We start from the raw sequence: 20,529 nt of genomic DNA on the forward strand, positions 1-20,529 counted from the left end.
GCCACGAACTGCAAGATCCGGGGTCCGAACTGAGGATTACGGGCAGGGCAGGGTAATGGTCAGCCGCGTGCGGCCGTGGCCCGTGTCCATGCTCACGCTGCCGCCCTGCACCTCGGCCATGAGGCGGATCGAGTAGGTGCCCAGGCCGTTGCCGCCGATCTTGCTTGATGGCGCGTACTTCTCGAAGAAACGCTCGCGCGCCGCCGGCGGCACGTCGCCGGCATTGTCGATCATGACGTGCAGGTTGCCGTAGCCGGGCGCGATGGACACGCTCACCTTGCCGGCAGGGGGCGAGGCCTCGATCGCGTTCTTCAGCACGTTGTTGAACAGCGAATAGCACAGCAGCGGCTCGCCCAGGCAGCTCACGCCCTCGGGCTGCTCGTAGCCGACGCTGACGTCGTCGTTGTCGAAGGTGAACTGGGCCTGCCGGCAGATCCTGCCCAGCATGTCGCCCAGGTCGAACACCTGCAGCGCCGGCTGGTAGCTGCCCTGTTCCATCTTGTAGACGTCGAGGGTGCGGTTGATCATCTCGAGCGCGTTCTCGGCCGCGGTCTCGATCATGTGGGCGTGTTCGCGCTGGCTCGGCGTGAGCGGGCTGACGAGCAGCGCCTGGCTGCCGTGCAGGGCCACGGCGATCGGGCTTTTCAGGTCGTGGCGCGTGATGCGGTCGACGTCCTCGCGCAGGCGCGCGTTCTCGATCAGGAGTTCGTTCTGGCGCTTGACGTCCTGCAGGGCGGTGGCCAGCAGCAGGTGCGCCGACAGGCGCGCTTTCAGGATGGTCGGGTCGGCCGGCTTGGACACGTAGTCCACCGCGCCCAGGCGCAGGCCGGCCACCACGTCCTCGGTACCGTCGCGCGCCGACAGGAAGATGATCGGGATGTGCGCGGTCTTCGGATTGGCCTTCAGCTGGCGGCAGGTCTCGAAGCCGTCCATGAGCGGCATCATGATGTCGAGCAGGATCAGGTCGATGTGGAAGGCATCCGCGATCTCGAGCGCCTTCTTGCCGCTGATCGCGACCTTGATCGCGTATTCGTCCTTCAGCACGCCGGCCAGCACCTCGATGTTGGTCGGGATGTCGTCCACGATCAGCACCGTGGATTTCTTCACGCGTTCGCCGATCGGCGCATCCAGGCCGATGACGTTCGATTCGGGCAGCACGGCTGCCGCCGGCTCAGGCACCGGCACGGGCGCCGGCTTCGGCACGGGCGCCGGTGCGGGGGCAGGCGGATGCTGGCGCGCGAACGGGCCCGGTGCGGTCTCGAGCTGCACGCCCAGCATGCTCATGAACTTGCAGGCGAAGCTGTGCACCGTGAAGGGCTTGATCATGTAGGCGTTCACGCCGGCCTGCAGCGCGGTGCGCACCGACTGCGGATTCGCTTCCGCGGTCAGCATCATGAACGGCGTGTTCGCATAGCGATGGTCGGTCCGCATCCACTTGAGCAGGTCGATCCCGCTCATCACCGGCATGCCCCAGTCGCCCACCACGATGTCGATCTGCTGCTTGCGCATGAGGTCCTGCGCGGTCTTGCCGTTATCGGCCTGGAACACGTTCAGGAAGCCGAGTTCCGCGAGCACCTGGCGCACGTGGGTGCGGATCAGGAGGTAGTCGTCGACGATGAGGATGGAAGCGGACTTGTCCATGGATTTCTCTTACTAAAGTAGATGAAGTTTAACAACTTATGGGCAAGCCGCATACGGTCTTGTTGTATGCATGACAGCATTTACTCTGCATGAATTATCCTGTTTATTGCGTAAACTTGCATGTTTCTGCGTGTATGCGTAAAGTCCTGTCCATTCATCAGGAGAACACATGCAACTCGCAGAAGAACGCCGGCAATCGATCATCGACGCGGTCGACAAGGAAGGGCGGGTGCTTGCCGCCGAACTGGCGCAGCGGCTGAATACGTCCGAGGATACGATCCGGCGCGACCTGCGCGAGCTCGACGCCGCCGGCCTGCTGCGCCGCGTGCACGGCGGCGCGATGCGGCGCACCAGCGTCGCCAGCTTCGGCGAGCGCGCCGAAAGCGACCTGGCGCGCAAGGCCGCGCTGGCCCAGCTGCTGCGCGACTGCATCCGCCCCGGCGACACGGTACTGATCGACGCCGGCTCGACCAACCTCGCCGTAGCCCGCCTGCTGGAAGACGGCCAGGCCGCCACCATCGTCACCAACAGCCCGCAGGTGGCGCTGGCGCTGGGCGAGTTCCGCCGCACGCGCGTGGTGCTGCTGGGCGGGACCTACCACGCCGCGCAAGGCGCGGTGCTGGGCGCCTGGACCCTGGCCGAACTCCAGCAGCTGCGCGCCGACCTGTGCATCGTCGGCATCTGCGCGCTCGATCCCGAGCGGGGACTGGCCACCGCTGACGCCGAGGAAGCGGGCATCAAGGCCGCCATGCTGTCCGGCAGCGTGCGCCGCGCGGCGGCCGTGCTGAACGAACGCCTGGCCGACAGCGCGCCTTTCCTGTTCGGCCGGCTGGCGGAGCTCGACCACCTGGTGCTCGAAGCCGACGCGCCCGCCGACATCATCGCCCGCCTGCGCCAGGCGCATCCGGGACTCGACATCAAGCTTGCAGCCAGGGCCAGGACATGAGCCGGAATCAAGGCAGCACTTCCCTCGCGGCCGCACGCTGGTCGATCTCGACCGTCTTCCTGCTCAACGGCGCCGGCATCGGCCTGTGGGCCGCGCACGTGCCGGTGGTGCAGGCACGCGCCGGCATCGATACCGCGACCTTGAGCATGGTCCTGCTCACCATCGCCGCCGGTGCACTGCTCGCCATGCCGCTGATGGGCGGCTTCACGGCGCGCTGGGGCACGCGCCGCATGACCCTGGCATCCGGCTTCCTGTTCGCACCGATGCTGGCGCTGGTCATGAACGTCAGCGACCTGCCCCTGCTGTTCGCGGCGGCCTTCGTTTTCGGTATCAGCAACGGCGCACTGGACGTGGCGATGAACGCCAATGCCAGCGAGGTCGAGACCGCGCGCGGCATCCCGACCATGTCGTCCTTCCACGGCTTCTTCAGCCTGGGTGGCCTGCTGGGGGCGGCGCTGGGCGGCATGATCCTCAAGCAGGGCTGGGGCGACGGGCAGGGTGCGCTGGCCATGGGCATTCTGACCGCGCTGGTCCTGGCCGCGGCCGCGCCGCGCGTGATGGCCTTCGCGCCCAGTCATGAAGCGGGCAGCCACTTCCAGCTGCCGCGCGGCGCCGCCCTGAGCCTCGGCCTGCTGGCGCTGCTGTGCTTCGCGGTCGAGGGCGCGCTGGTGGACTGGAGCGCGCTCCTGATGCAGGAACGTACCGGCGCCGAGCCGGCGACGGCGGCGCTGGCCTACTCCGCCTTCTCGATCGCGATGGCCGCCTGCCGCTTCGCGGGCGACCGCATGATCCTGCGCTTCGGTGCGCTGCGCGTGATGGTGCTGGGCGGCCTGGCGATGTTCGCGGGCCTGGCGACGGCGGTGCTGAGCACCCACTTCCTGCTGTCGGCGGCCGGCTTCGCCCTGATCGGCATCGGCGCGGCCAACGTGGTGCCGCTGCTGTTCGGTGCCGCCTCGCGTATTCCTGGCATGAGTGCGGGCGCGGGCGTGGCGGCGGTAGCGACCCTGGGCTATGGCGGCCTGCTGCTGGCGCCGCCGGTGCTGGGCTATATCGCGGCGCAGGCCAGCATCATGGTGGCGCTGGGCATGCTGTCCCTGTCGGGACTGGTGATTGCGCTGAGCGCGGGGGTGATCAAACGCCATGCCTGATCCCACCGCCGAAATTACTTGACAACAATTTCGGGTGATCCTAAAGTGATATCACTTTGATGTTACTTTTCTGGAGGGGGATCGAGCATGAATGCAGCACACACTCGCCGCGAAATGGCGTTCTCGTCCGCGAATGGCTACCTGGCAGCCATTGCCGGCGTCATCCTGCTGGGCGGCGCCGTCTACCTGTTCAATACCGGGCTCGAGCCTGCCAATGGTCTTCTCCCTTTCCTGGGCAGCCTGTTGATGGTGCTGGCCGGGGTCATCTGCCTGACCGGCCTGTTCATGCTCCAGCCGAATGAAAGCGCGATCCTCACCCTGTTCGGCAAGTACATCGGTACCGACCGCAGCGAAGGCCTGCGCTGGGCCTTCCCCCTCTACGTCAAGCGCCGGCTGTCGCTGCGCGCCCGCAACTTCAACGCGCCGACCCTGAAGGTCAACGACAAGCGCGGCAATCCAGTCGAGATCAGCGCAGCCGTCGTCTGGCGCGTCCGCGATACCGCCCAGGCCGTGTTCGAAGTGGACGATTTCGAGCGCTACGTCTCGATCCAGGCCGAAGCCGCGCTGCGCCACCTGGCATCGCAGTATGCCTACGACGAGGGCGAAGATCTGCCGGAAGGCGAAACCACGCTGCGCGCCGGCATGGATGTCGTCGCCGACGCGCTCAAATGCGAGCTGCAGGCGCGCTTCGAGGCGGCCGGTGTCGAGGTGCTCGACGCCAAGCTCACCCACCTGGCCTATGCCGCCGAGATCGCCCAGGTCATGCTGCGCCGCCAACAGGCCGAGGCCATCATCAGCGCCCGTGCGAAAATCGTGCATGGCGCCGTGAGCATGGTGGAAGCGGCGCTGAAGGGCTTGTCCGAGCGGGGCATCGTCGAACTCGACGACGAGCGCAAGGCGGCCATGGTCAGCAACCTGCTCGTGGTGCTGTGTTCGGACAAGGAAACCCAGCCGATCGTCAACACGGGCACCCTCTACAACTAGCAGCCGACGAGCATGGCAAGTCCCGGTAAAAAGGCATTCCCCCTACGAATCGATCCTGCATTGTGGGAGGAGTTGCAGCGCCTCGCCGCCCGCGACCTGCGCAGTGTGAATGCGGAAATCGAGTTCCTGCTGAGGGAGGGGCTGGCGCGGCGCGGGGTGAAGCACATCGAGGCGGGGAGCAAGAAAGACGGCGCGGAGGATGCGTAGCGCGCTGCTGCCCGGTAGTGAGATCAACAGGAGGTCAAGGTATGGGTAAATCGTGGTTTGGTCCGAGGAAGTTCGGCTTTGGCGTCACGCCAGTTACCTGGCAAGGGTGGATCTGCACATTATTGCTCGTCATCGTCTTCACAGGGCTCATCGTGATGCTTTTTTGAGATGTCAGGCAAGCCATGAAGCGTAGTTCAAACGGCGGACTCGTCTATTCGACAGAAACTGGCCGCATGTGCCCCGACTGCCGGCAGCCGGTATCCGCATGCAGCTGCAAGCAGGCCAAGGCCGTGCCCGCCGGCGATGGCGTCGCCCGCGTATCGCGCCAGTCGAAGGGCCGCGGCGGCAAGACCGTCACGCTCGTCAAAGGTCTGGCCCTCGATCCCCTTGCATTGGCCGTGCTGGGCAAGCAGTTGCGCACCGCCTGCGGCTGCGGCGGCACCGTGAAGGATGGCGTGATCGAAGTGCAGGGCGACCACTGCGACCGGATCATGGAAGAACTGAAAAAACTCGGCCACCAAGTGAAGCGCGCCGGCGGCTGAAGCTCTGTTGTAGCAATCAGGAAATTGCAATACTATCCAGAACGCCTTGGCGTGTTGCCGCCCTTCTCCTTAAGGACCTGATTGCATGAAGATTCTTCCCTTGACCCTGTTGGTGGCCGCCTGCTTCGCGCCCGCCTTGTCGATGCCGGCACATGCCGCCGCCAAGCCGGCCGCAGCCACGCCGAAGGCCGGGCTGAAGGTGGACTATCAAAAGTTCACCCTGCCCAACGGCCTCGACGTGATCTTCCACATCGACCGCTCCGATCCGGTCGTCGCCGTCAACCTGACGGCCCACGTGGGCTCGGCCCGCGAGAAGGCCGGCCGCACCGGCTTCGCCCACCTGTTCGAGCACCTGCTGTTCCTGGAATCGGAAAACCTGGGCAAGGGCGGCCTCGACAAGATGAGCGCGCGCATCGGCGGCTCCGGCGCCAACGGCTCGACCTCGCAGGACCGCACCAACTACCTGCAGACTGTTCCCAAGGACGCGCTCGAGAAGATGATCTGGGCCGAAGCGGACAAGCTCGGCTGGTTCATCAACACGGTCACCGATCCGGTGCTGGCCAAGGAAAAGCAGGTCGTCAAGAACGAGAAGCGCCAGGGCGTGGACAACGCGCCCTATGGCCACACCCGCTACGTCATCAACAAGGCCCTGTACCCGGCCGACCACCCCTACAACTGGCAGGTCATCGGTTCGCTCGACGACCTGCAGAACGCGACCCTGGACGACGTCAAGGAATTCTTCCGCCTGTGGTACGTGCCGAACAACGTGACCCTGGTGCTGGCCGGCGATTTCGACCCGGTCCAGGCGCGCAAGTGGGTCGAGAAGTATTTTTCCGAGATCAAGCGCGGCGCGCCGATGAAGGCCATGGCCAAGCGTCCCGGCGTGGTGAAGGAAACCGTCAAGCTGGCCCACGAAGACAACTTCGCGAAGCTGCCCGAGCTGAACATGGCCTGGCCCACCGTCGAGGACTTGCACGAGGACTCGTATGCGCTCGAGGTGCTGGCCGAATACCTGTCGCAGACCAAGCGCGCGCCTTTTTATAAGGTGCTGGTGGAAGACAGCAAGCTGGCCCCGAACGTTCAGATCGGCAACCAGACCTCGGAACTGGCGGGCCAGTTCATGCTGCGCATCCGCGCCTTCGAAGGCAAGCCCCTCGACGAGGTGGCCGCCGCGGTCGACAAGGCCTTCGCCAAGTTCGAACAGGAAGGCATTTCCGAACGCGACCTGAACCGCATCAAGGCCGGCCTCGAGACCCGCTTCTACAACTCGGTGTCCAGCGTGCTTGGCAAATCGGCCCTGCTGGCCGAGTACAACTACCTGACCGGCAATCCGGGTTATGTGGCGCAGAGCGTCAGGAAGACGCTGGCGGTGACGCCGGCCGACGTGCGCCGCGTGTACGACACCTACATCAAGGGCAAGCCCTTTGTCGCGACCAGTTTCGTCCCGAAGGGCAAGCTGGCCCTCGCCTTGAGCGGATCGGGCAAAGCCGACGTCGTCGAAGAGAAGGTCGTGCAAGGCGCGGAGAATGCCGTCGACCCGAGCGTGAGCGCGGAATACACGAAGACCCCGTCCAGCTTCGACCGCAGCAAGGAACCCGCCTACGGCCCGACGCCGGAGGTGAAAGTGCCGCAGGTGTGGGAATCGACGCTGGCGAACGGCATGCGCGTGGTCGGCATCGAAAACAATGAAGTGCCGCTGGTGCAGTTCGATATCGCGATCGACGGCGGCCTGCTGCTCGACAAGCCGGAAAAGGTGGGCGTGGCCAACCTGATGGCGCGCCTGATGACCCAGGGGACCGCGAAGAAGACCCCGCAGGAACTGGAAGAAGCGATCCAGCAGCTAGGCGCGAGCATCAATGTGTTCGCACGGCCCGAGGACGTGCGCATCAGCGTCACGACCCTGGCACGCAATTACCGCGCGACCCTGGCCCTGGTCGAGGAAATCCTGCTGCAGCCGCGCTGGGACGAGAAGGAATTCGCCCTGATCAAGCAGAGCGTGCTGAGCCAGATTCGCCAGCAGGACGCCGATCCGAATGCGCTGGCCAGCCGCAATTTCGGCCAGCTGATCTACGGTAAGGACGATCCTCGTTCGCGCAACATCCTCGGCACCGCCGCGAGCGTGAATGCGATCACCATCGATGACCTGAAGGGCTATTACCAGGCCAAGCTGTCGCCCTCGAGGGCGCGCATGCACGTGGTCGGCGCCCTGCCGAAAGCGGCCGTCGCGAGTTCGCTGGCCGGCCTGAGCCGCGCGTGGAAGGCGAAGGAGGTAGCGCTGCCGCCAGCGGCGGCGGCCACCAGCCTGCCGCCGGCCAAGGTCTACTTCGTCGACGTGCCGGATGCGAAGCAATCGGTGCTGCACATCGGCTACCGTGCGCTGGCCGTGACCGACCAGGACTACTACCCGGCCACCGTGGCGAACTACATCCTGGGCGGCGGCGGTTTCGCATCGCGCCTGACCCAGCAGCTGCGCGAGGGCAAGGGCTATACCTACGGGATCAATTCGAGCTTCGGCGGCAGCAAGAGCGCCGGGCCCTTCATCATCGCCAGCGGCGTGCGCAGCAACGTCACGCTCGAATCGACCCAGCTGGTGAAGCAGATCCTGCAGGACTACGCCCCGACCTATTCGGCGGCCGACCTGGAGACGACCAAGAACTTCCTCATCAAGAGCAATGCGCGTGCCTTCGAAACCTCTGCGGCCAAGCTGGGCATGCTCGACAACGTCAGCAAGTACGGCTGGCGCGCCAACTACATCAAGGAGCGCGAACAGATCGTCAAGGCGATGACGCTGCCGCAGGTCCAGGCCTTGTCGCAGAAGTACCTGGACCCGTCGAAGATGGTCTGGCTGGTGGTCGGCGATGCGAAGACCCAGCTGCCGCGGATGAAGGAACTGGGCTTCGACGAACCGGTCCTGATCGCCAGGTAAGCCAATCACTACAAGGAGATAACACGATGTTCAGTCATGTGATGGTCGGGTCGAACGATATCGAGCGCTCGAAGCGCTTCTACGACGCCGTGCTGGCGACGCTCGGCGCCGGCGAGGCGTTCCGGAACCAGGCGCCGACCGGCCAGGCCCGGCTCTTCTACCGCCACGACGGCGCCGCCTTCTGCATCACGGAGCCGATCAACGGCGAGGCCGCGTGCGTCGCCAACGGCGGCACCATCGGTTTCAAATGCAGTTCGCCGGAACAGGTGCAGCAGTTCCACAAGGCCGCGCTGGCGCATGGCGGCAGCACCTGCGAGAACCCGCCGGGCCTGCGCGAAGGCAGCCTGGGCACGATGTACCTGGCCTACGTCCGCGACCCCGACGGCAACAAGCTCTGCGCCCTGCATCGGCCGAAATGAGAGCAGCCCTTCCGCTCGTCCGGAAGGGCTGTGAGCCTTAGAAGATGAAGTCGCTCATCACCGGCATGGCCGTATTGCCGTACATGGCGAAGGCCATGTCGGTGCCGCTCGTGTAGTTGCCGTCGCCGTTGACGTCCACCAGCATCCAGCCATCGTCCTCGCCATACATGGCGAAGGCGATCGAACGGTCCACGCCCTTGTCGTTGAACACGTCCACGCCGTTCTTGAGCGCGGATTGCAGGATGTGGTCGGTGTTCGAGGCAACGCTGAACTTGACGAAGCCGTCGCGGTTCGCGCCGGCCGCCAGGTGCAGGGCCGACAGGTCGATCTTGTCCACGCCGACCTGGAAGTTGTGGATCACGTCGTAGCCGTTGACCTGCTTGCTGGTCTGGGTGGCCCAGATCAGCTGCGAATCGCTGGCCTTGGTGAACACGATGGTGTCCTTCACCTGCTTGTCGCGGAACAGGACCGCCTCGTCCCTGATGCCGCCGTTACCCTGGAAGACGCCGCCGGCCGCGGTCGACGTGTAGTAATCGGTGCCCTGGCTGCCGATGTAGTCCAGCGCAGTCTGGGGAGCGCCGGCGCTGCGGCCCACGCCGTCGAAGCTCAGGTTGCCGGTCGAACCCGATGCGTCGAAGCGCGTAAGGGTATTGGACGTGACCTGCACGAAGTCGATGCTCGCATCGCCCGTCACGAGGATCGTCTTGCTGCCCTCGGCGCGCAGGAAGCCGAAGCTGTTCACATAATCCGACGCGATCCGGCCTTCGTTGGTGCTGGTCGCCGGATTGTCGGGTTCCATCTTGTTGACGGTGGAATGCAGGGTGATCGTCTCGATGCCGCTGGTTTCGAAGTTGTTCGCCTTGACCAGGCCGTTGCTGCGGTTGTCGGCCGCGGCGTCGTTCGCGCTCATGCTGATCGTCAGCTTGTCGTTGGCACCGGACGCATCCTTCAGGCTGAACTTGATGTTCGCGCCGACCACGAAGTTATCCGCCGGCGCGCCGGTCAGGTCGGGATTGACGTCCTGGCTGACCATCTCGATGCGGGAATCGGCCCTGCCGTTGGTGAACTCGACCTCGCCGCGCTGCCGTGCATGGGTGTGCAGGGTGGTGACGCTGCCCACGCGATCGAGGTCATACGTGCCTTTGCCGCTCGAGAAGTCGAGCGTTTCGAAATTGCTGTAGACCGGGACGCCGGTGGTGGCCAGGAGGGCGGCATCGTTGATCACGACGGTATCGAGGCCGGCGCCGGCGTCGACCTTCGCCCCGCTCAGTGCGGCCTGGACGAAGTCGTAGTAGTCGTTGCCCGCGCCCAGCTCGACCACGGCGTTGCCGGCCAGGGCGCCTTTCATCGACAGCTTGTCCACGCCCGATCCGCCCTTGACCGACAGGCCCGCCACGCTGGCCACGGTGAGGGTATTCGCGCCGCTCGACTGCGCGCCGTCGAAGCTGGTCAGGGATGCGATGCCCGAGACGTCGGCGCTGAACGTGCCGGCGCCCGTCAAGCTCATGGTGGCCAGCTTGTCGTCCGCGGCCAGCGCAGTGGTAGTCAGCTGGAAGCTGGTGCTGTTATCGATATTCAGCGTCGTGGCCCTGGCTGCCGCCAGGTTGATGTTCGAACCCTCGTCGGCCGGCCCGGGAGCGACCTTCAGCTTGACCGTTTTGGAGTTGGCATCGGTGACGGTCGCGCCGTTGCCGACGCCGTTCAGGTGCAGGGCCAGCGTATGGTCCGCGGTGCCGTTGTTGATGGTCGCCGCCTGGGTGGTGTTGGCCAGGCCGACCGTGGTGAGCGCATTGCCGGTGAGCGTGGCCGCAGCCGTGTTGCCGCTCACCCAGACCGCGTGGCCGCCATTGGTAGTGACGGTGCCGGCGCTGGTCTGGACGCCCAGTTCAACCGTGTCGGCGACCTTCACGTTGACGGGGCCGGTAGTGTCGAAGGCGACCTGGCGCAGGTCGGTGAAACCCGACAGATCGTAGGCGTTGGCATTGCCAATTCCGCCTTTGGTGCTGATGGCGAGTTCCTGGATATTGGTCAGCGTTGCCCCGGCCGGTGGCGTGGCCGCCAGAGCATTGGCCTCGTCCATGACAAGCAGGGTATTGCGGCCGCCGCCGCCATGGATGCTGTCACCGGCCGAGAAGGTGGCGGCGGTGGCATGGTAGACATCGTCGCCGCCGCCGCCCTTGAAGGCGACGCCGGTATCGGCCCCTGCGCTCAGGGTGAAGAGGATCGTCGCTTTGCTCGCCGCGACGAAGTCCGCGGTCGAGGTGCTCAGCTTGGCGACAGCGTCCGCCAGCGAGGCGTCGGTGGTGACCGAGGAGGTCAGCCCCTTGGCGAATGCCAGGGCCTCGGTGCCGTTGTAGGCGGCTTTTTCCGGATGCACGTCCAGCGCGCCGGTGAAGCTGGTCGCAAACTTGACCTTGTTGTTGTAGGCGACCAGGTCGGCGCCCTGTGCGCCGCCGGCGATGGCGGTCACCACGCCGTCCACGGTGATCTGGCGGGCATCGAGCGCCTTGGCCCAGTAATCGAGGCCTGCCGGCTCGCCGTCGCGGCCGAACAGGTTCTGGTACACGGTGTTGACCACGCTGCGGTTGTCCTTGCCGCCGTAGACCGAGAGGTACTCGTCCGCAGAGGCGAAGGCGGCCGAGACCGAGGAAGTATTGCCGCCCTGGGCTTCGACGACGCCCTGCCAGTATGCCAACCCGGCCGGATCGGCAGGACGGTTGTAGTACGCGACGTACAGTTGTTGGATCTCTTTCTCGTAGTTTGCCATGCTGTGCTCCAGATTGTTTCGGTTCATCTGAGGGCGACTGTCTCATGCAGTCGACCGGTGTGAAACATTCTGGCAGAGGCTGTTGGGGAATACCGCCCCCCCTCAAGGGGGAAAGGAGGGGGGTATGCACCCCGTATGCACGCCGATTTTCAGGCGTAATCGCGAAGAACCGTGTACACGCCGTTCTTCGATTCGACCAGCGAATAGCCGCGCGCGTCCCATATGACTGGTGGGCCATCGGGAGGCAGGGTGGCGCCGCCCGCGCGGCGCGCCATCGTCACGTGCGGACGGTAGCTGCGTGTTTCCGGCGGCAGACCGAGCGCCACCAGGGCAGTGGACAGGCGCGCGTTCAGCGCCAGCAGCTCGGGCGGCGCGCGTTCGGGTTCCAGCACCGCGATCCCGTTATGCCACAAGGCGGCGCGATTCAGTTCGAGGCGGAAGGGGTCGAAGGGCACCGCAAAACCCTCCAGCAGTTCCGGCAGGCGCTCGCCCGGGACGGCGCCGAGGAAGTGCAGGGTGACGTGCAGCTTGTCGGCATGGACGGGCGAGGCGCTCTTCGGCCAGGCCCAGGCATCGCGCCGCTCCTTCAGCAGGTGGCGCAGGCCGGGGTCGGGCCACAGGGCGAGGAACAGGCGCCTGTCCACGAAGGCCTCAGAAGCAGTGTTCCGGCGCCGGGAAGCTGCCGTCCTTCACCGCCGCCACATAGCTGGTCACCGCCGCGTCGATGCTGGTCTGGCCTTCCATGAAGTTGCGCACGAAGCGTGCCTTGCGGCCCGGGAAGACGCCCAGCAGGTCGTGCATCACCAGCACCTGGCCGGAGCAATCCGGGCCGGCGCCGATGCCGATGGTCGGCATGGCCAGCAGTTCGGTGACTTCCTTGCCCAGCGCCGCGGGAATCGCTTCCAGCACCACCATCGACGCGCCCGCCGCCTGCAGCGCCAGGCCGTCGGCCTTCAGCTGCTCGGCCGCCGCATCGGTCTTGCCCTGCACCTTGAAGCCGCCGAAGGCATGCACGAACTGCGGCGTCAGGCCGATGTGGGCGCACACCGGAATGCCGCGCTCGACCAGGAAGCGCACGGTCTCGGCCAGCCAGGCGCCGCCCTCGATCTTGACCATCTGGGCGCCGGCGCGCATCAGCGTGACCGCGTTGTTGTAGGCCTCGACCGGGGTCGTGTAGCTGCCGAAGGGCATGTCGGCCAGCACCAGGGCCAGCTTGTTGCCGCGTGCGACAGACGCCGTGTGGTAGGCCACATCGGCCACCGTCACCGGCAGGGTCGAATCGTAGCCGGCGCAGACCATGCCCAGCGAATCGCCGATCAGCAGCACGTCGACGCCACAGCGGTCCATCAGCGAGGCGAAGCTGGCGTCGTAGGCGGTCAGCATCGCGATCTTGTCGCCCGCCGCGCGCATGGACAGCAGCGCGGGCGCGGTGACGGCCTTGCGGACGGGTTTCGGGGCATCGTTGGCGGCCGGATCCTGACCCTGCAGGTAAGCGCTCATGAAAATCCTTTTAAGACGGTCGTACGGAAACGCGTAGTGTAATGCGGCGGAAGCAAACGCGCATGGTATTCGTCAGAACGGGCGTGCCGGCGGCCGCTAGGACCGCTGCCGATCGATCAGGACGCTGATCGTTTCCGCGTCCGCACAGGCGCCGTATTGACGATGATGTATGTTGTCCGTGTGTGCGTAAAAGGGCGCCTGCGGGCGTGATCCGGATGGACTTTGCTTATCTGAGGACTGCCATCCGCGAGGGGATTTGCCACAACCATTGCGTGCTGTGCGGGGCCGCGCTGAACAGCTATCTCGACGAGCTGCCATGCCCGCACTGGTTCCTGGTGCCCGGGTGGCGCGGTTTTCGCAACCGGACACTGGCGCGGGTGTTCGAGCTGTTCGAGCTTGCCCAGCTGGTCGACTACCTGAAGATCGCTGCCGCATCCCGGCATGCGGGCGAGCAGGGAATTCCCTGGCGCCTGGGTGAGGTCGAGGGCAGCGTCGGCATCGCGATCCCCTGGGGCCGCCGCCGCTGGGAATTCAGCTACGACCAGCGCGACATCGGTCCGGATGGCAGGGTGCGGCGCTTCCTGCTGGCGATCCGTTATGACGAGGCGCTGGTCGACCAGGCGCAGATCACGCTGGCCGGCGACCGTGGCCGGGTCGTGGTGAAGCCGCTGATACAACGCCGGCGCGCGGTGGCGCCGGGTTAAGCGCAGGACCTTAGAACTTGTACGACAGTCCCAGCGCAAACGTGCGGCCCGAGTGGGCGTACAGCAGCGTATCGTTGCGCTGCGAATCGCGGCCATAGCGCAGCGGTTCGTCGGTCAGGTTCGAGCCTTCCAGGCTGACGCGCAGGTTCGGCGTCACGTTGTACGACATCGAGAAGTCCAGGTTGGTCGCAGCGTCCACGAAGGTGTAGTCGTGGCCATTGACGTCACCCAGCACGTTGAACAGGTACTCCGAGCGGTGCGCCGCCGAGACGCGTGCGCTGAACTTCGAATCTTCGTAGTACAGCGTGAGGTTGCCGGCCTTGGGCGACATGCCGACCAGGTTGGCGTCCATCGTCAGCGCCGGCAGGGTGGCAGTGGCGGTGCGGGTGATGTAGGTGATGGTCGACTTCACGCGGGTGTAGTTGGCCAGCAGGCCGAAGTTGCTCCACATGCCCGGCAGGAAGTTGAACGGCGCCTGCAGGTTGAACTCGAAGCCATTGAGCGGACCGCCCGGCGTGTTGGCCGCGCGGCTCACCGTCACCACCGATCCCGGCAGGGTCGGGCAGGCCGGGGTGCCGCCGGTGAGCGAGCAGCCGCCCCCGCCGCTCAGCAGCGCATCCGGCAGGCCCAGGGTGTTGTAGGGGACGCGCTCGCTGATGCGCTGGATGTAGGTGGCGATCTCCTTGCGGAAGAAGCCCACCGAGACCATCGCGTTCTTGTCGTAGTACCACTCGGCCTGCAGGTCGTAGGTCTTGGCGCGGATCGGGTCGAGCGAGGGATTGCCGATGCTGACGGTCTGGGCCTGGGTATTGACGGCCGCCGACGGCGCCAGGTCCACGTACTCGGGACGCGACAGGGTCTTGCCGGCCGAGAAGCGCAGGTAGACGTCGTTCGGCAGCTGCGCGGTCAGGTTCAGGGCCGGCAGGTAATCGCGGTACTTCTTGTCGGAGCTGACCTCGGTCAGGGTGCCGCCGGCGTTGACCAGCGCGGCCGCGGTGGCGCGGGTTTCGGCCGCGCGCACGCCGGCATTGCCGCGCAGGGTCACCGGGCCGACGTCGTAGTTGAAATCGGCCGACAGGTAGAGCGCATCGATCTTCTCCTTCACGCGGCGGTTCGACTGGGTCAGCAGCTGGTATTCCGAACCCGGCACGGCGGCGCAGTGGCACTCGATGTCCCACACCTTGCGGAACTTGTCGAGGTCGACCGCCACCCACTGGCCCGGGTAGCCCGAACCTTCCAGGCCGCGGCCGAAATTGCTGATCATGCGGGTCACGCTGGCCATCTGGAAGCCGGCCGGGTTGGGCAGGCCGTTCGGCGCGCCGGAGCCCACTTCGAAGTTGGTCCAGGTGTTCTCGCGTGCCGACAGCCCCGAGCGCAGGGTCAGGTTCTGGTTGACTTCCCAGCTGGCGCCCACGGCATTGGTTTTCAGGCGGTTGCCGGTGTCCAGCTTGCGGCCGACGAACTGGCCGTGCACGGTGCCGTCCGGATCGACCGGACCCCAGCTGAAGTTGTTCGGATTGGCCACGTCGATGCCGAAGTTGAGCGTCGGGACCTTGCGGTTCTGGCGGAAATCGAACACGAAGCCGTTGACGTTCGGCGAGTCGATCTGCACGGTGGCGCGCATCGGCGAATCGAGGCTGGATCGCGAGACGCCGCTCATGAAGTCAAACTTGATCGTGTCGGTCAGCTTGTGGCTGCCCGAGAACACGTGTTGGCGGAACTTGGTGTTGTTCACGTCCAGCAGGCCTTCCGAGCGGATGTCCACGCCGTTGAACCTGCCGTATTCCCAGCTGCCGTTGCCGTTGAACGAGGATTCCACGATCGAGGTCTGCGGCTTGCCGTTGGCGGCGGCCAGGCTGCGGCCGAAGGAGATGGCCGAGATGTAGTTGTCGTAGCGGTCGTTCTTGAAGTCGCCGCCCAGCAGGTCCAGGTTGAGTTCCGTGCCGGCGGCGGGACGCCACTGGAAGGCGGCGGTCAGGCCGGCGCGTTCGTACTCGGCCACCGAGCGGCGGTAGCGCGGGATGCGCGGGTGGAAGGCGCCCGAGCCCGGCGCCGGATTCGCGACCGTGCCGCCAAAGTTGTCGGTGCGGCCGAACACGTCGTTGTAGGCCGCGGCGGTGGAGGTGCGCGGCAGGTTGAAGCCGCAGTTGGTGGCGGTAATGCCCTTTACTGCAGAATTGGCCGGGTTCTGCGGTGTCGCGCCCAGCGGCGAGCAGAAGCCGCCGTCCGCGTTCGCCGACAGCATCTCGACCGCCTCATAGCCTTCTTCGGTGGCCTGGCGCTTCGAGTAGGCGCCCGAGACCAGGAAGCCCAGCTTGCCGATGCCGGTGTCCCAGCGGTTCGAATACAGGGCGGTGGCCCGGGGAGCGGGGCGGTGCGCCAGGGTGTTGTAGGTCTGCTGGCCGGCCACGGTGATGGTCTCGCCCTTGAAATCGAAGGGCCGCGCGGCGCGCAGGTCGACGGTGGCGCCCAGCGAGCCTTCCTCGATCGCGGCTTCCGAGGTCTTGCGCACTTCCAGGCTGTTGAACAGCTCGGACGCGAACACCGAGAAGTCGAAGGCGCGCGAACGGTTGGTGCTGCCGTTGATGTCCGAGGCGCCGGTCGCCGAGATGGCTTCGATGCCGTTGATGCGCACGCGCGTGAAACCCGCGTTCAGGCCGCGCACGCTGATCTGCTTGCCCTCGCCGCCGTCGCCGCGTGCCAGCGAGACGCCCGGAACGCGCTGCAGCGATTCGGCCAGGTTCGCATCGGGGAACTTGGCGATGTCCTCGGCCTTGATGACGTCGACGATGCCGTCGGTGTTCTTCTTGACGTTCAAGGCGCTGTTCAGGCTGGCGCGAAAGCCGGTCACGACCACGGTGCTGGTGTTGTCCGGCGCCGGCTGTTCCTGTGCCGGCTGTTCCTGCGCCTGTGCCTGGCCGAAGAGGGCGGCCACGGCGAAGGCGCTGGCCGTCAGTTTGAATGTGTGGACACGCTGGCCGTGGCTGCGCTTGGGGTCTGTCATATTGTCTCCGAGTGATGGATTTTTGCTCTGCTCGTATTTATTCTCGGGCAGATCGGAGAGCTTGATGAGCAGCCGGCGCCAAACGCTCAAGCTGTTGATCTTGATTATTCAGCGTGCATCGTATTGACGACTGTGACGCCAGAAATAATCAGATTCTTGATTATCGGCCGACGAAGAGGAAGCCCACCGCCGCCATGATGCAGGCGAAGGCGGCGAGATGACGCCATGAGACGGGTTCGCCGAGGACGGTCACCATGAAGACGCCGAACACGACCAGGGCGATCGCTTCCTGCATGACTTTCAGCTGCCCGGCGCTCCAGCCGCTCGCGAAACCGATGCGGTTTGCCGGGACGGCGAGGCAGTACTCGACGAAGGCGATGCCCCAGCTGATCAGGATGACGCTCAGGAGCGGCTTGTGCATGCCGCCCTTGAGATGCCAGTACCAGGCGATCGTCATGAAGATGTTCGAGGCGGCGAGCAGCAGGAAGGTGGTCATCGAACGAAGCTTAGCCGATCTTCTCGACGGCCTGGCTGGCCACCAGGGGCAGGTAGTCGTGCACCGGGCCGACGCCCGGGATGACGAGATCCGGCGCGATTTCGGCCAGCGGCGCCAGCACGAAGCCGCGCTCGTGCATGCGCGGGTGCGGCACCGTGAGGGTCTCGGTGGCGATGGTTTGGTCGCCGTAGAGCAGCAGGTCGAGGTCGAGGGTGCGCGGCGCGTTGCGGTAGGGCCGTTCGCGGCCGTGCGCCTGTTCGATGTCCTGCAGGGCCTGCAGGAGTTCATGCGGGTCGAGCGCGGTGTCGATGCAGGCGACCGCATTGATGTAGTCGTCGCCGCTGGAGTCGACCGGCGCCGTGCGGTACAGGCCCGAGGTTTCGATCACCGTCGTGCCGTGCACCAGGGCGAGCCGGCGCAGCGCATCGAGCACGTTGGCCTGCGCGTCGCCGAGGTTCGCACCGATGCCGACGAAGGCGATCATTCCTCGCCGCCACCCTGTGGTGCCGGTGCTTCTCCGCCTTCGCCGCCACTACCCTTGCGCGGGCCGCGGCGCGGCGGGCGCTTGCGCTTCTGCGGTTCGCCGCTGCGACCCTGGCCCGCTTCACCGTTGCGGGGACGGGCATTGGCCGCCGCCAGCAGGGCTTCGCGCTCGCCGCCTTCGGCCGCATAGAACGCGGTCCACCATTCGCCGATGTCGCCCGGCAGTTCGCCCGATTCGCAGCGCAGCAGCAGGAAGTCGTAGCCGGCGCGGAAGCGCGGGTGCTCGAGCAGCTTGAAGGGCGCCTTGCCGGTGCGGCGCTCGAAGCGCGGCTGCATGGCCCAGATGTCGCGCATGTCGGTGGCGATGCGGCGCTGCAGGGCCAGGTTCTCGGTCTGGGTGTCGAGCACGTCGTCGGCGGCCAGGTGCAGGGCCGGGATCGGCGCTTCGCCGGCGGCGCGGTAGGCGTTCCACTTCTCCAGCACCTGGTGCCACAGCAGCGAGGCGAACAGGAAGCCCGGGGAAACGCCCTTGCCGGCCTTGACGCGGCCATCGGTCGATTCCAGCGCCAGCGTGACGAACTTCATGCCGATTGGCTGCTCCAGCACGACGTCCAGCAGCGGCAGCAGGCCGTGGTGCAGGCCGGCCGAGCGCAGCTCCTTGAGGCAGGCCAGCGCGTGGCCCGACAGCAGGAGCTTGAGCATTTCGTCGAACACGCGCGCGGCCGGCACGTTGTCGATCAGCGGGGCCATCACGGGAATCGGCGCGCGCGTGGTCGGCTCGATGGTGAAGCCGAGTTTCGCCGCGAAGCGCACCACGCGCAGCATGCGCACCGGGTCTTCGCGGTAGCGCGCTTCCGGCACGCCGATGATGCGCAGCAGCTTGGCGCGGATGTCCTCGATGCCGCCATGGTAGTCCAGCACCGTCTGGGTGGCCGGGTCGTAGTACATGGCGTTGATGGTGAAGTCGCGCCGTGCCGCATCCTCGTGCTGGGGACCGAAGTTGTTGTCACGCAGGACCCGGCCATGCTCGTCCTTCGGCGCGTTGTCGCTGCCGTTGCCGCGGAAGGTGGTCACTTCCAGCAGGTCCTGGCCGAACATCACGTGCACGATCTGGAAGCGGCGGCCGATGATGAAGGCGCGCCGGAACAGGCGCTTGACCTGCTCGGGCGTGGCGTCGGTGGCGATGTCGAAGTCCTTGGGCTTCACGCCCAGCAGCAGGTCGCGCACGGCGCCGCCCACCACGAAGGCCTGGAAGCCGGCCTCCTGCAGCGTCTGGGTCACCGTGACCGCGTTGCGCGACACGTTGCGTGGGTCGATCTTGTGCTCTTCCGGTCCCAGGATGACCGGTTGGGTCGGGTCGCGGCCGTCGTCTTTTACGCCGAGGATCTTGCGGATGAATTTCTTAATCATTGAAGAGATGAATGGTTGGCCAACCCTGCGATTGCGCGTGGGCGGCGAGCTTGGCGCTCGGGTTGGTGGCGACCGGATGGCTGACGATCGACAGCAGCGGCAGGTCGTTGTGCGAGTCGCTGTAGAAATGGCAGCGCTCGAACGCGTCGAAGCGGGTGCCGAGGCGCTCCAGCCAGGCGTGCATGTGGGTGATCTTGCCCGGGCCGGAAGTCGGCGTTCCCAGCAGCTTGCCTGTCAGGTTGCCGTCGGCGTCGTATTCCGGCATCGCGCCGATGTGGTGCTCAACCCCGAAGCGCGCTGCGATCGGCGCCGTGATGTGGTAATTGGTGGCGGTGATGATCGCCACCAGGTCGCCGGCATCCTGGTGCTCGCGCACCAGTTTCAAGGCTTGCGGCCTGATCGCCGGCTCGATGACCTCGGCCATGTAGCGCGCGTACAAGGCATCGAGCTGCGCCCGCGGGAAGCGTGCCAGGGTGCCGAGGGCGAACTCGAGGTATTCGACCGGGTCGAGGATGCCGGCCTGGTACTGGGCGAAGAACTCGTCGTTGCGGCGGCGGAAGGCGGTTTCGTCCACCGCGCCAATGCGGACCAGGAACTCACCCCATTCATAATCCGAATCGATCGGCAGCAGGGTGTGGTCGAGGTCGAACAGCGCAAGGTTTTTCATTCTTTGGTTTCCGACTGCTGGTTTTCTTGCAGCAACAAATCACGCAGCAGCGGCAGGGTGACGGGACGCTGGGTCTCGAGCGAATACTGGTCGAGAGCGTCCAGCATCGTCGCCAGCGACCGCATGTCGCGCTTGAAGTGAGACAACAAATAGGGTAACACGCTGGCCGACAGCGTCAAACCGCGCGCTTCGGCGGCCTGGGTGAGCGCGGCGATCTTCTCGTCGTCCGATAGGCCCTTGATCTGGTAGATCAGGCCCCAGCCCATGCGCGTACGCAGGTCTTCCCGCACGCCCAGCACGGCCGGCGGCACCGGGCCGGTGCTGACCATGTAGGCGCCGTGCTCGCGGATCTGGTTGAACAGGGCGAAGGCGTCGATCTGGCGCTGCGGCGAGAGGCGGTCGCAGTCGTCCAGCAGATAGAGGGTCACAGCATCCGTGTGGACGAACTGGTCTGCCGGGGCATCGAAGGGAATGTAGCGCGAGGCCGGGCTGGCCGCCAGCGCCTGCAGCAAATGGGTCTTGCCGGCGCCGGTGTCGCCCCACAGGTAGGCGAAATGCTCGCGCGAAGCACGCTGCGCGAACTGGTGCATCAGGTGCGCCAGTTCGGCATTCTCGCCCACCTGGAAGGTGTCGAGGCTGTGCGCCGGTTCGGCGCCTAAATCGAGCACCAGCTGTTTCATGGCGT

The 20,529-nt window shown here is 65.9% G+C and carries 18 protein-coding genes; 8 read left to right on the forward strand and 10 right to left on the reverse strand.

The features are described 5' to 3' along the window. Nucleotides 1-36: 36 nt before the first annotated feature. Entirely contained in the window at nucleotides 37-1,641 is a 1,605-nt protein-coding gene (locus tag ACSQ25_RS02085; protein ID WP_436104056.1) for a response regulator, read from the reverse strand. Between the two features lie 169 nt (nucleotides 1,642-1,810). Between ACSQ25_RS02085 and ACSQ25_RS02090 the strand changes: the two genes are divergently transcribed. The 7 genes from ACSQ25_RS02090 (at nucleotide 1,811) to ACSQ25_RS02120 (ending at nucleotide 8,813) form a co-directional block, all read left to right on the forward strand. Further along, a complete protein-coding gene (locus ACSQ25_RS02090; protein WP_436104057.1) occupies nucleotides 1,811-2,587 on the forward strand; it encodes a DeoR/GlpR family DNA-binding transcription regulator in 777 nt (258 codons plus the stop codon). Then, on the forward strand, nucleotides 2,584-3,735 hold the full coding sequence (locus ACSQ25_RS02095; RefSeq protein ID WP_436104058.1) for an MFS transporter: 1,152 nt from the start codon (nucleotides 2,584-2,586) through the stop codon (nucleotides 3,733-3,735). The genes ACSQ25_RS02090 and ACSQ25_RS02095 overlap by 4 nt, the downstream gene beginning before the upstream one ends. Nucleotides 3,736-3,822: 87 nt before the next feature. Continuing rightward, entirely contained in the window at nucleotides 3,823-4,719 is an 897-nt protein-coding gene (locus ACSQ25_RS02100) for an SPFH domain-containing protein (RefSeq protein ID WP_436104059.1), read from the forward strand. 12 nt (nucleotides 4,720-4,731) lie between these two features. Beyond that, the gene (locus ACSQ25_RS02105; protein ID WP_436104060.1) at nucleotides 4,732-4,926 is read left to right on the forward strand and encodes a hypothetical protein; all 195 of its coding nucleotides are present in this window, start codon (nucleotides 4,732-4,734) and stop codon (nucleotides 4,924-4,926) included. 182 nt (nucleotides 4,927-5,108) lie between these two features. Beyond that, nucleotides 5,109-5,468 (forward strand): translation initiation factor Sui1, encoded by a 360-nt coding sequence (locus tag ACSQ25_RS02110; protein ID WP_436104061.1) that lies wholly within the window; start codon nucleotides 5,109-5,111, stop codon nucleotides 5,466-5,468. An 85-nt stretch (nucleotides 5,469-5,553) separates the two neighbouring features. Next, nucleotides 5,554-8,394, forward strand: coding sequence for a M16 family metallopeptidase (locus ACSQ25_RS02115; RefSeq protein ID WP_436104062.1), 2,841 nt, complete (start codon nucleotides 5,554-5,556; stop codon nucleotides 8,392-8,394). Between the two features lie 26 nt (nucleotides 8,395-8,420). Continuing rightward, a complete protein-coding gene (locus ACSQ25_RS02120; protein ID WP_436104063.1) occupies nucleotides 8,421-8,813 on the forward strand; it encodes a VOC family protein in 393 nt (130 codons plus the stop codon). 37 nt (nucleotides 8,814-8,850) lie between these two features. Here ACSQ25_RS02120 and ACSQ25_RS02125 read toward each other — a convergent pair whose 3' ends face one another. The 3 genes from ACSQ25_RS02125 to panB form a co-directional block, all read right to left on the reverse strand. Beyond that, nucleotides 8,851-11,580, reverse strand: a complete 2,730-nt coding sequence (locus ACSQ25_RS02125; RefSeq protein WP_436104064.1) for a DUF4214 domain-containing protein — start codon at nucleotides 11,578-11,580, stop codon at nucleotides 8,851-8,853. 149 nt (nucleotides 11,581-11,729) lie between these two features. Next, a complete protein-coding gene (gene thpR / locus ACSQ25_RS02130; protein ID WP_436104065.1) occupies nucleotides 11,730-12,224 on the reverse strand; it encodes an RNA 2',3'-cyclic phosphodiesterase in 495 nt (164 codons plus the stop codon). 7 nt (nucleotides 12,225-12,231) lie between these two features. After that, nucleotides 12,232-13,080 (reverse strand): 3-methyl-2-oxobutanoate hydroxymethyltransferase, encoded by an 849-nt coding sequence (gene panB / locus ACSQ25_RS02135; RefSeq protein WP_436104066.1) that lies wholly within the window; start codon nucleotides 13,078-13,080, stop codon nucleotides 12,232-12,234. A 215-nt stretch (nucleotides 13,081-13,295) separates the two neighbouring features. Here panB and ACSQ25_RS02140 point away from each other — a divergent pair, with 215 nt between their 5' ends. Then, nucleotides 13,296-13,784 carry a hypothetical protein gene (locus ACSQ25_RS02140; protein WP_436104067.1) on the forward strand — a complete coding sequence of 163 codons (489 nt, stop codon included), beginning with the start codon at nucleotides 13,296-13,298 and terminating at the stop codon, nucleotides 13,782-13,784. Between the two features lie 10 nt (nucleotides 13,785-13,794). Here ACSQ25_RS02140 and ACSQ25_RS02145 read toward each other — a convergent pair whose 3' ends face one another. The 6 genes from ACSQ25_RS02145 to hda all read right to left on the reverse strand — a co-directional run bounded on the left by ACSQ25_RS02145 (nucleotide 13,795) and on the right by hda (nucleotide 20,524). Continuing rightward, nucleotides 13,795-16,788, reverse strand: coding sequence for a TonB-dependent receptor (locus tag ACSQ25_RS02145; RefSeq protein WP_436104068.1), 2,994 nt, complete (start codon nucleotides 16,786-16,788; stop codon nucleotides 13,795-13,797). A 160-nt stretch (nucleotides 16,789-16,948) separates the two neighbouring features. Further along, nucleotides 16,949-17,284, reverse strand: coding sequence for a DMT family protein (locus ACSQ25_RS02150; RefSeq protein WP_436104069.1), 336 nt, complete (start codon nucleotides 17,282-17,284; stop codon nucleotides 16,949-16,951). Between the two features lie 10 nt (nucleotides 17,285-17,294). Then, nucleotides 17,295-17,768 carry a 2-amino-4-hydroxy-6-hydroxymethyldihydropteridine diphosphokinase gene (folK, locus tag ACSQ25_RS02155; RefSeq protein WP_436104070.1) on the reverse strand — a complete coding sequence of 158 codons (474 nt, stop codon included), beginning with the start codon at nucleotides 17,766-17,768 and terminating at the stop codon, nucleotides 17,295-17,297. Further along, the gene (pcnB, locus tag ACSQ25_RS02160; RefSeq protein ID WP_436104071.1) at nucleotides 17,765-19,177 is read right to left on the reverse strand and encodes a polynucleotide adenylyltransferase PcnB; all 1,413 of its coding nucleotides are present in this window, start codon (nucleotides 19,175-19,177) and stop codon (nucleotides 17,765-17,767) included. The genes folK and pcnB overlap by 4 nt, the downstream gene beginning before the upstream one ends. After that, on the reverse strand, nucleotides 19,170-19,844 hold the full coding sequence (locus ACSQ25_RS02165; protein ID WP_436104072.1) for an HAD family hydrolase: 675 nt from the start codon (nucleotides 19,842-19,844) through the stop codon (nucleotides 19,170-19,172). Before ACSQ25_RS02165 ends, pcnB begins: the two co-directional genes overlap by 8 nt. Next, the gene (gene hda, locus ACSQ25_RS02170; protein ID WP_436104073.1) at nucleotides 19,841-20,524 is read right to left on the reverse strand and encodes a DnaA regulatory inactivator Hda; all 684 of its coding nucleotides are present in this window, start codon (nucleotides 20,522-20,524) and stop codon (nucleotides 19,841-19,843) included. The genes ACSQ25_RS02165 and hda overlap by 4 nt, the downstream gene beginning before the upstream one ends. Nucleotides 20,525-20,529 lie beyond the last annotated feature (5 nt).

Origin of the sequence: Massilia sp. LjRoot122, assembly GCF_964252725.1 — a bacterium.
Classification (GTDB): Bacteria; Pseudomonadota; Gammaproteobacteria; order Burkholderiales; family Burkholderiaceae_D; genus Telluria.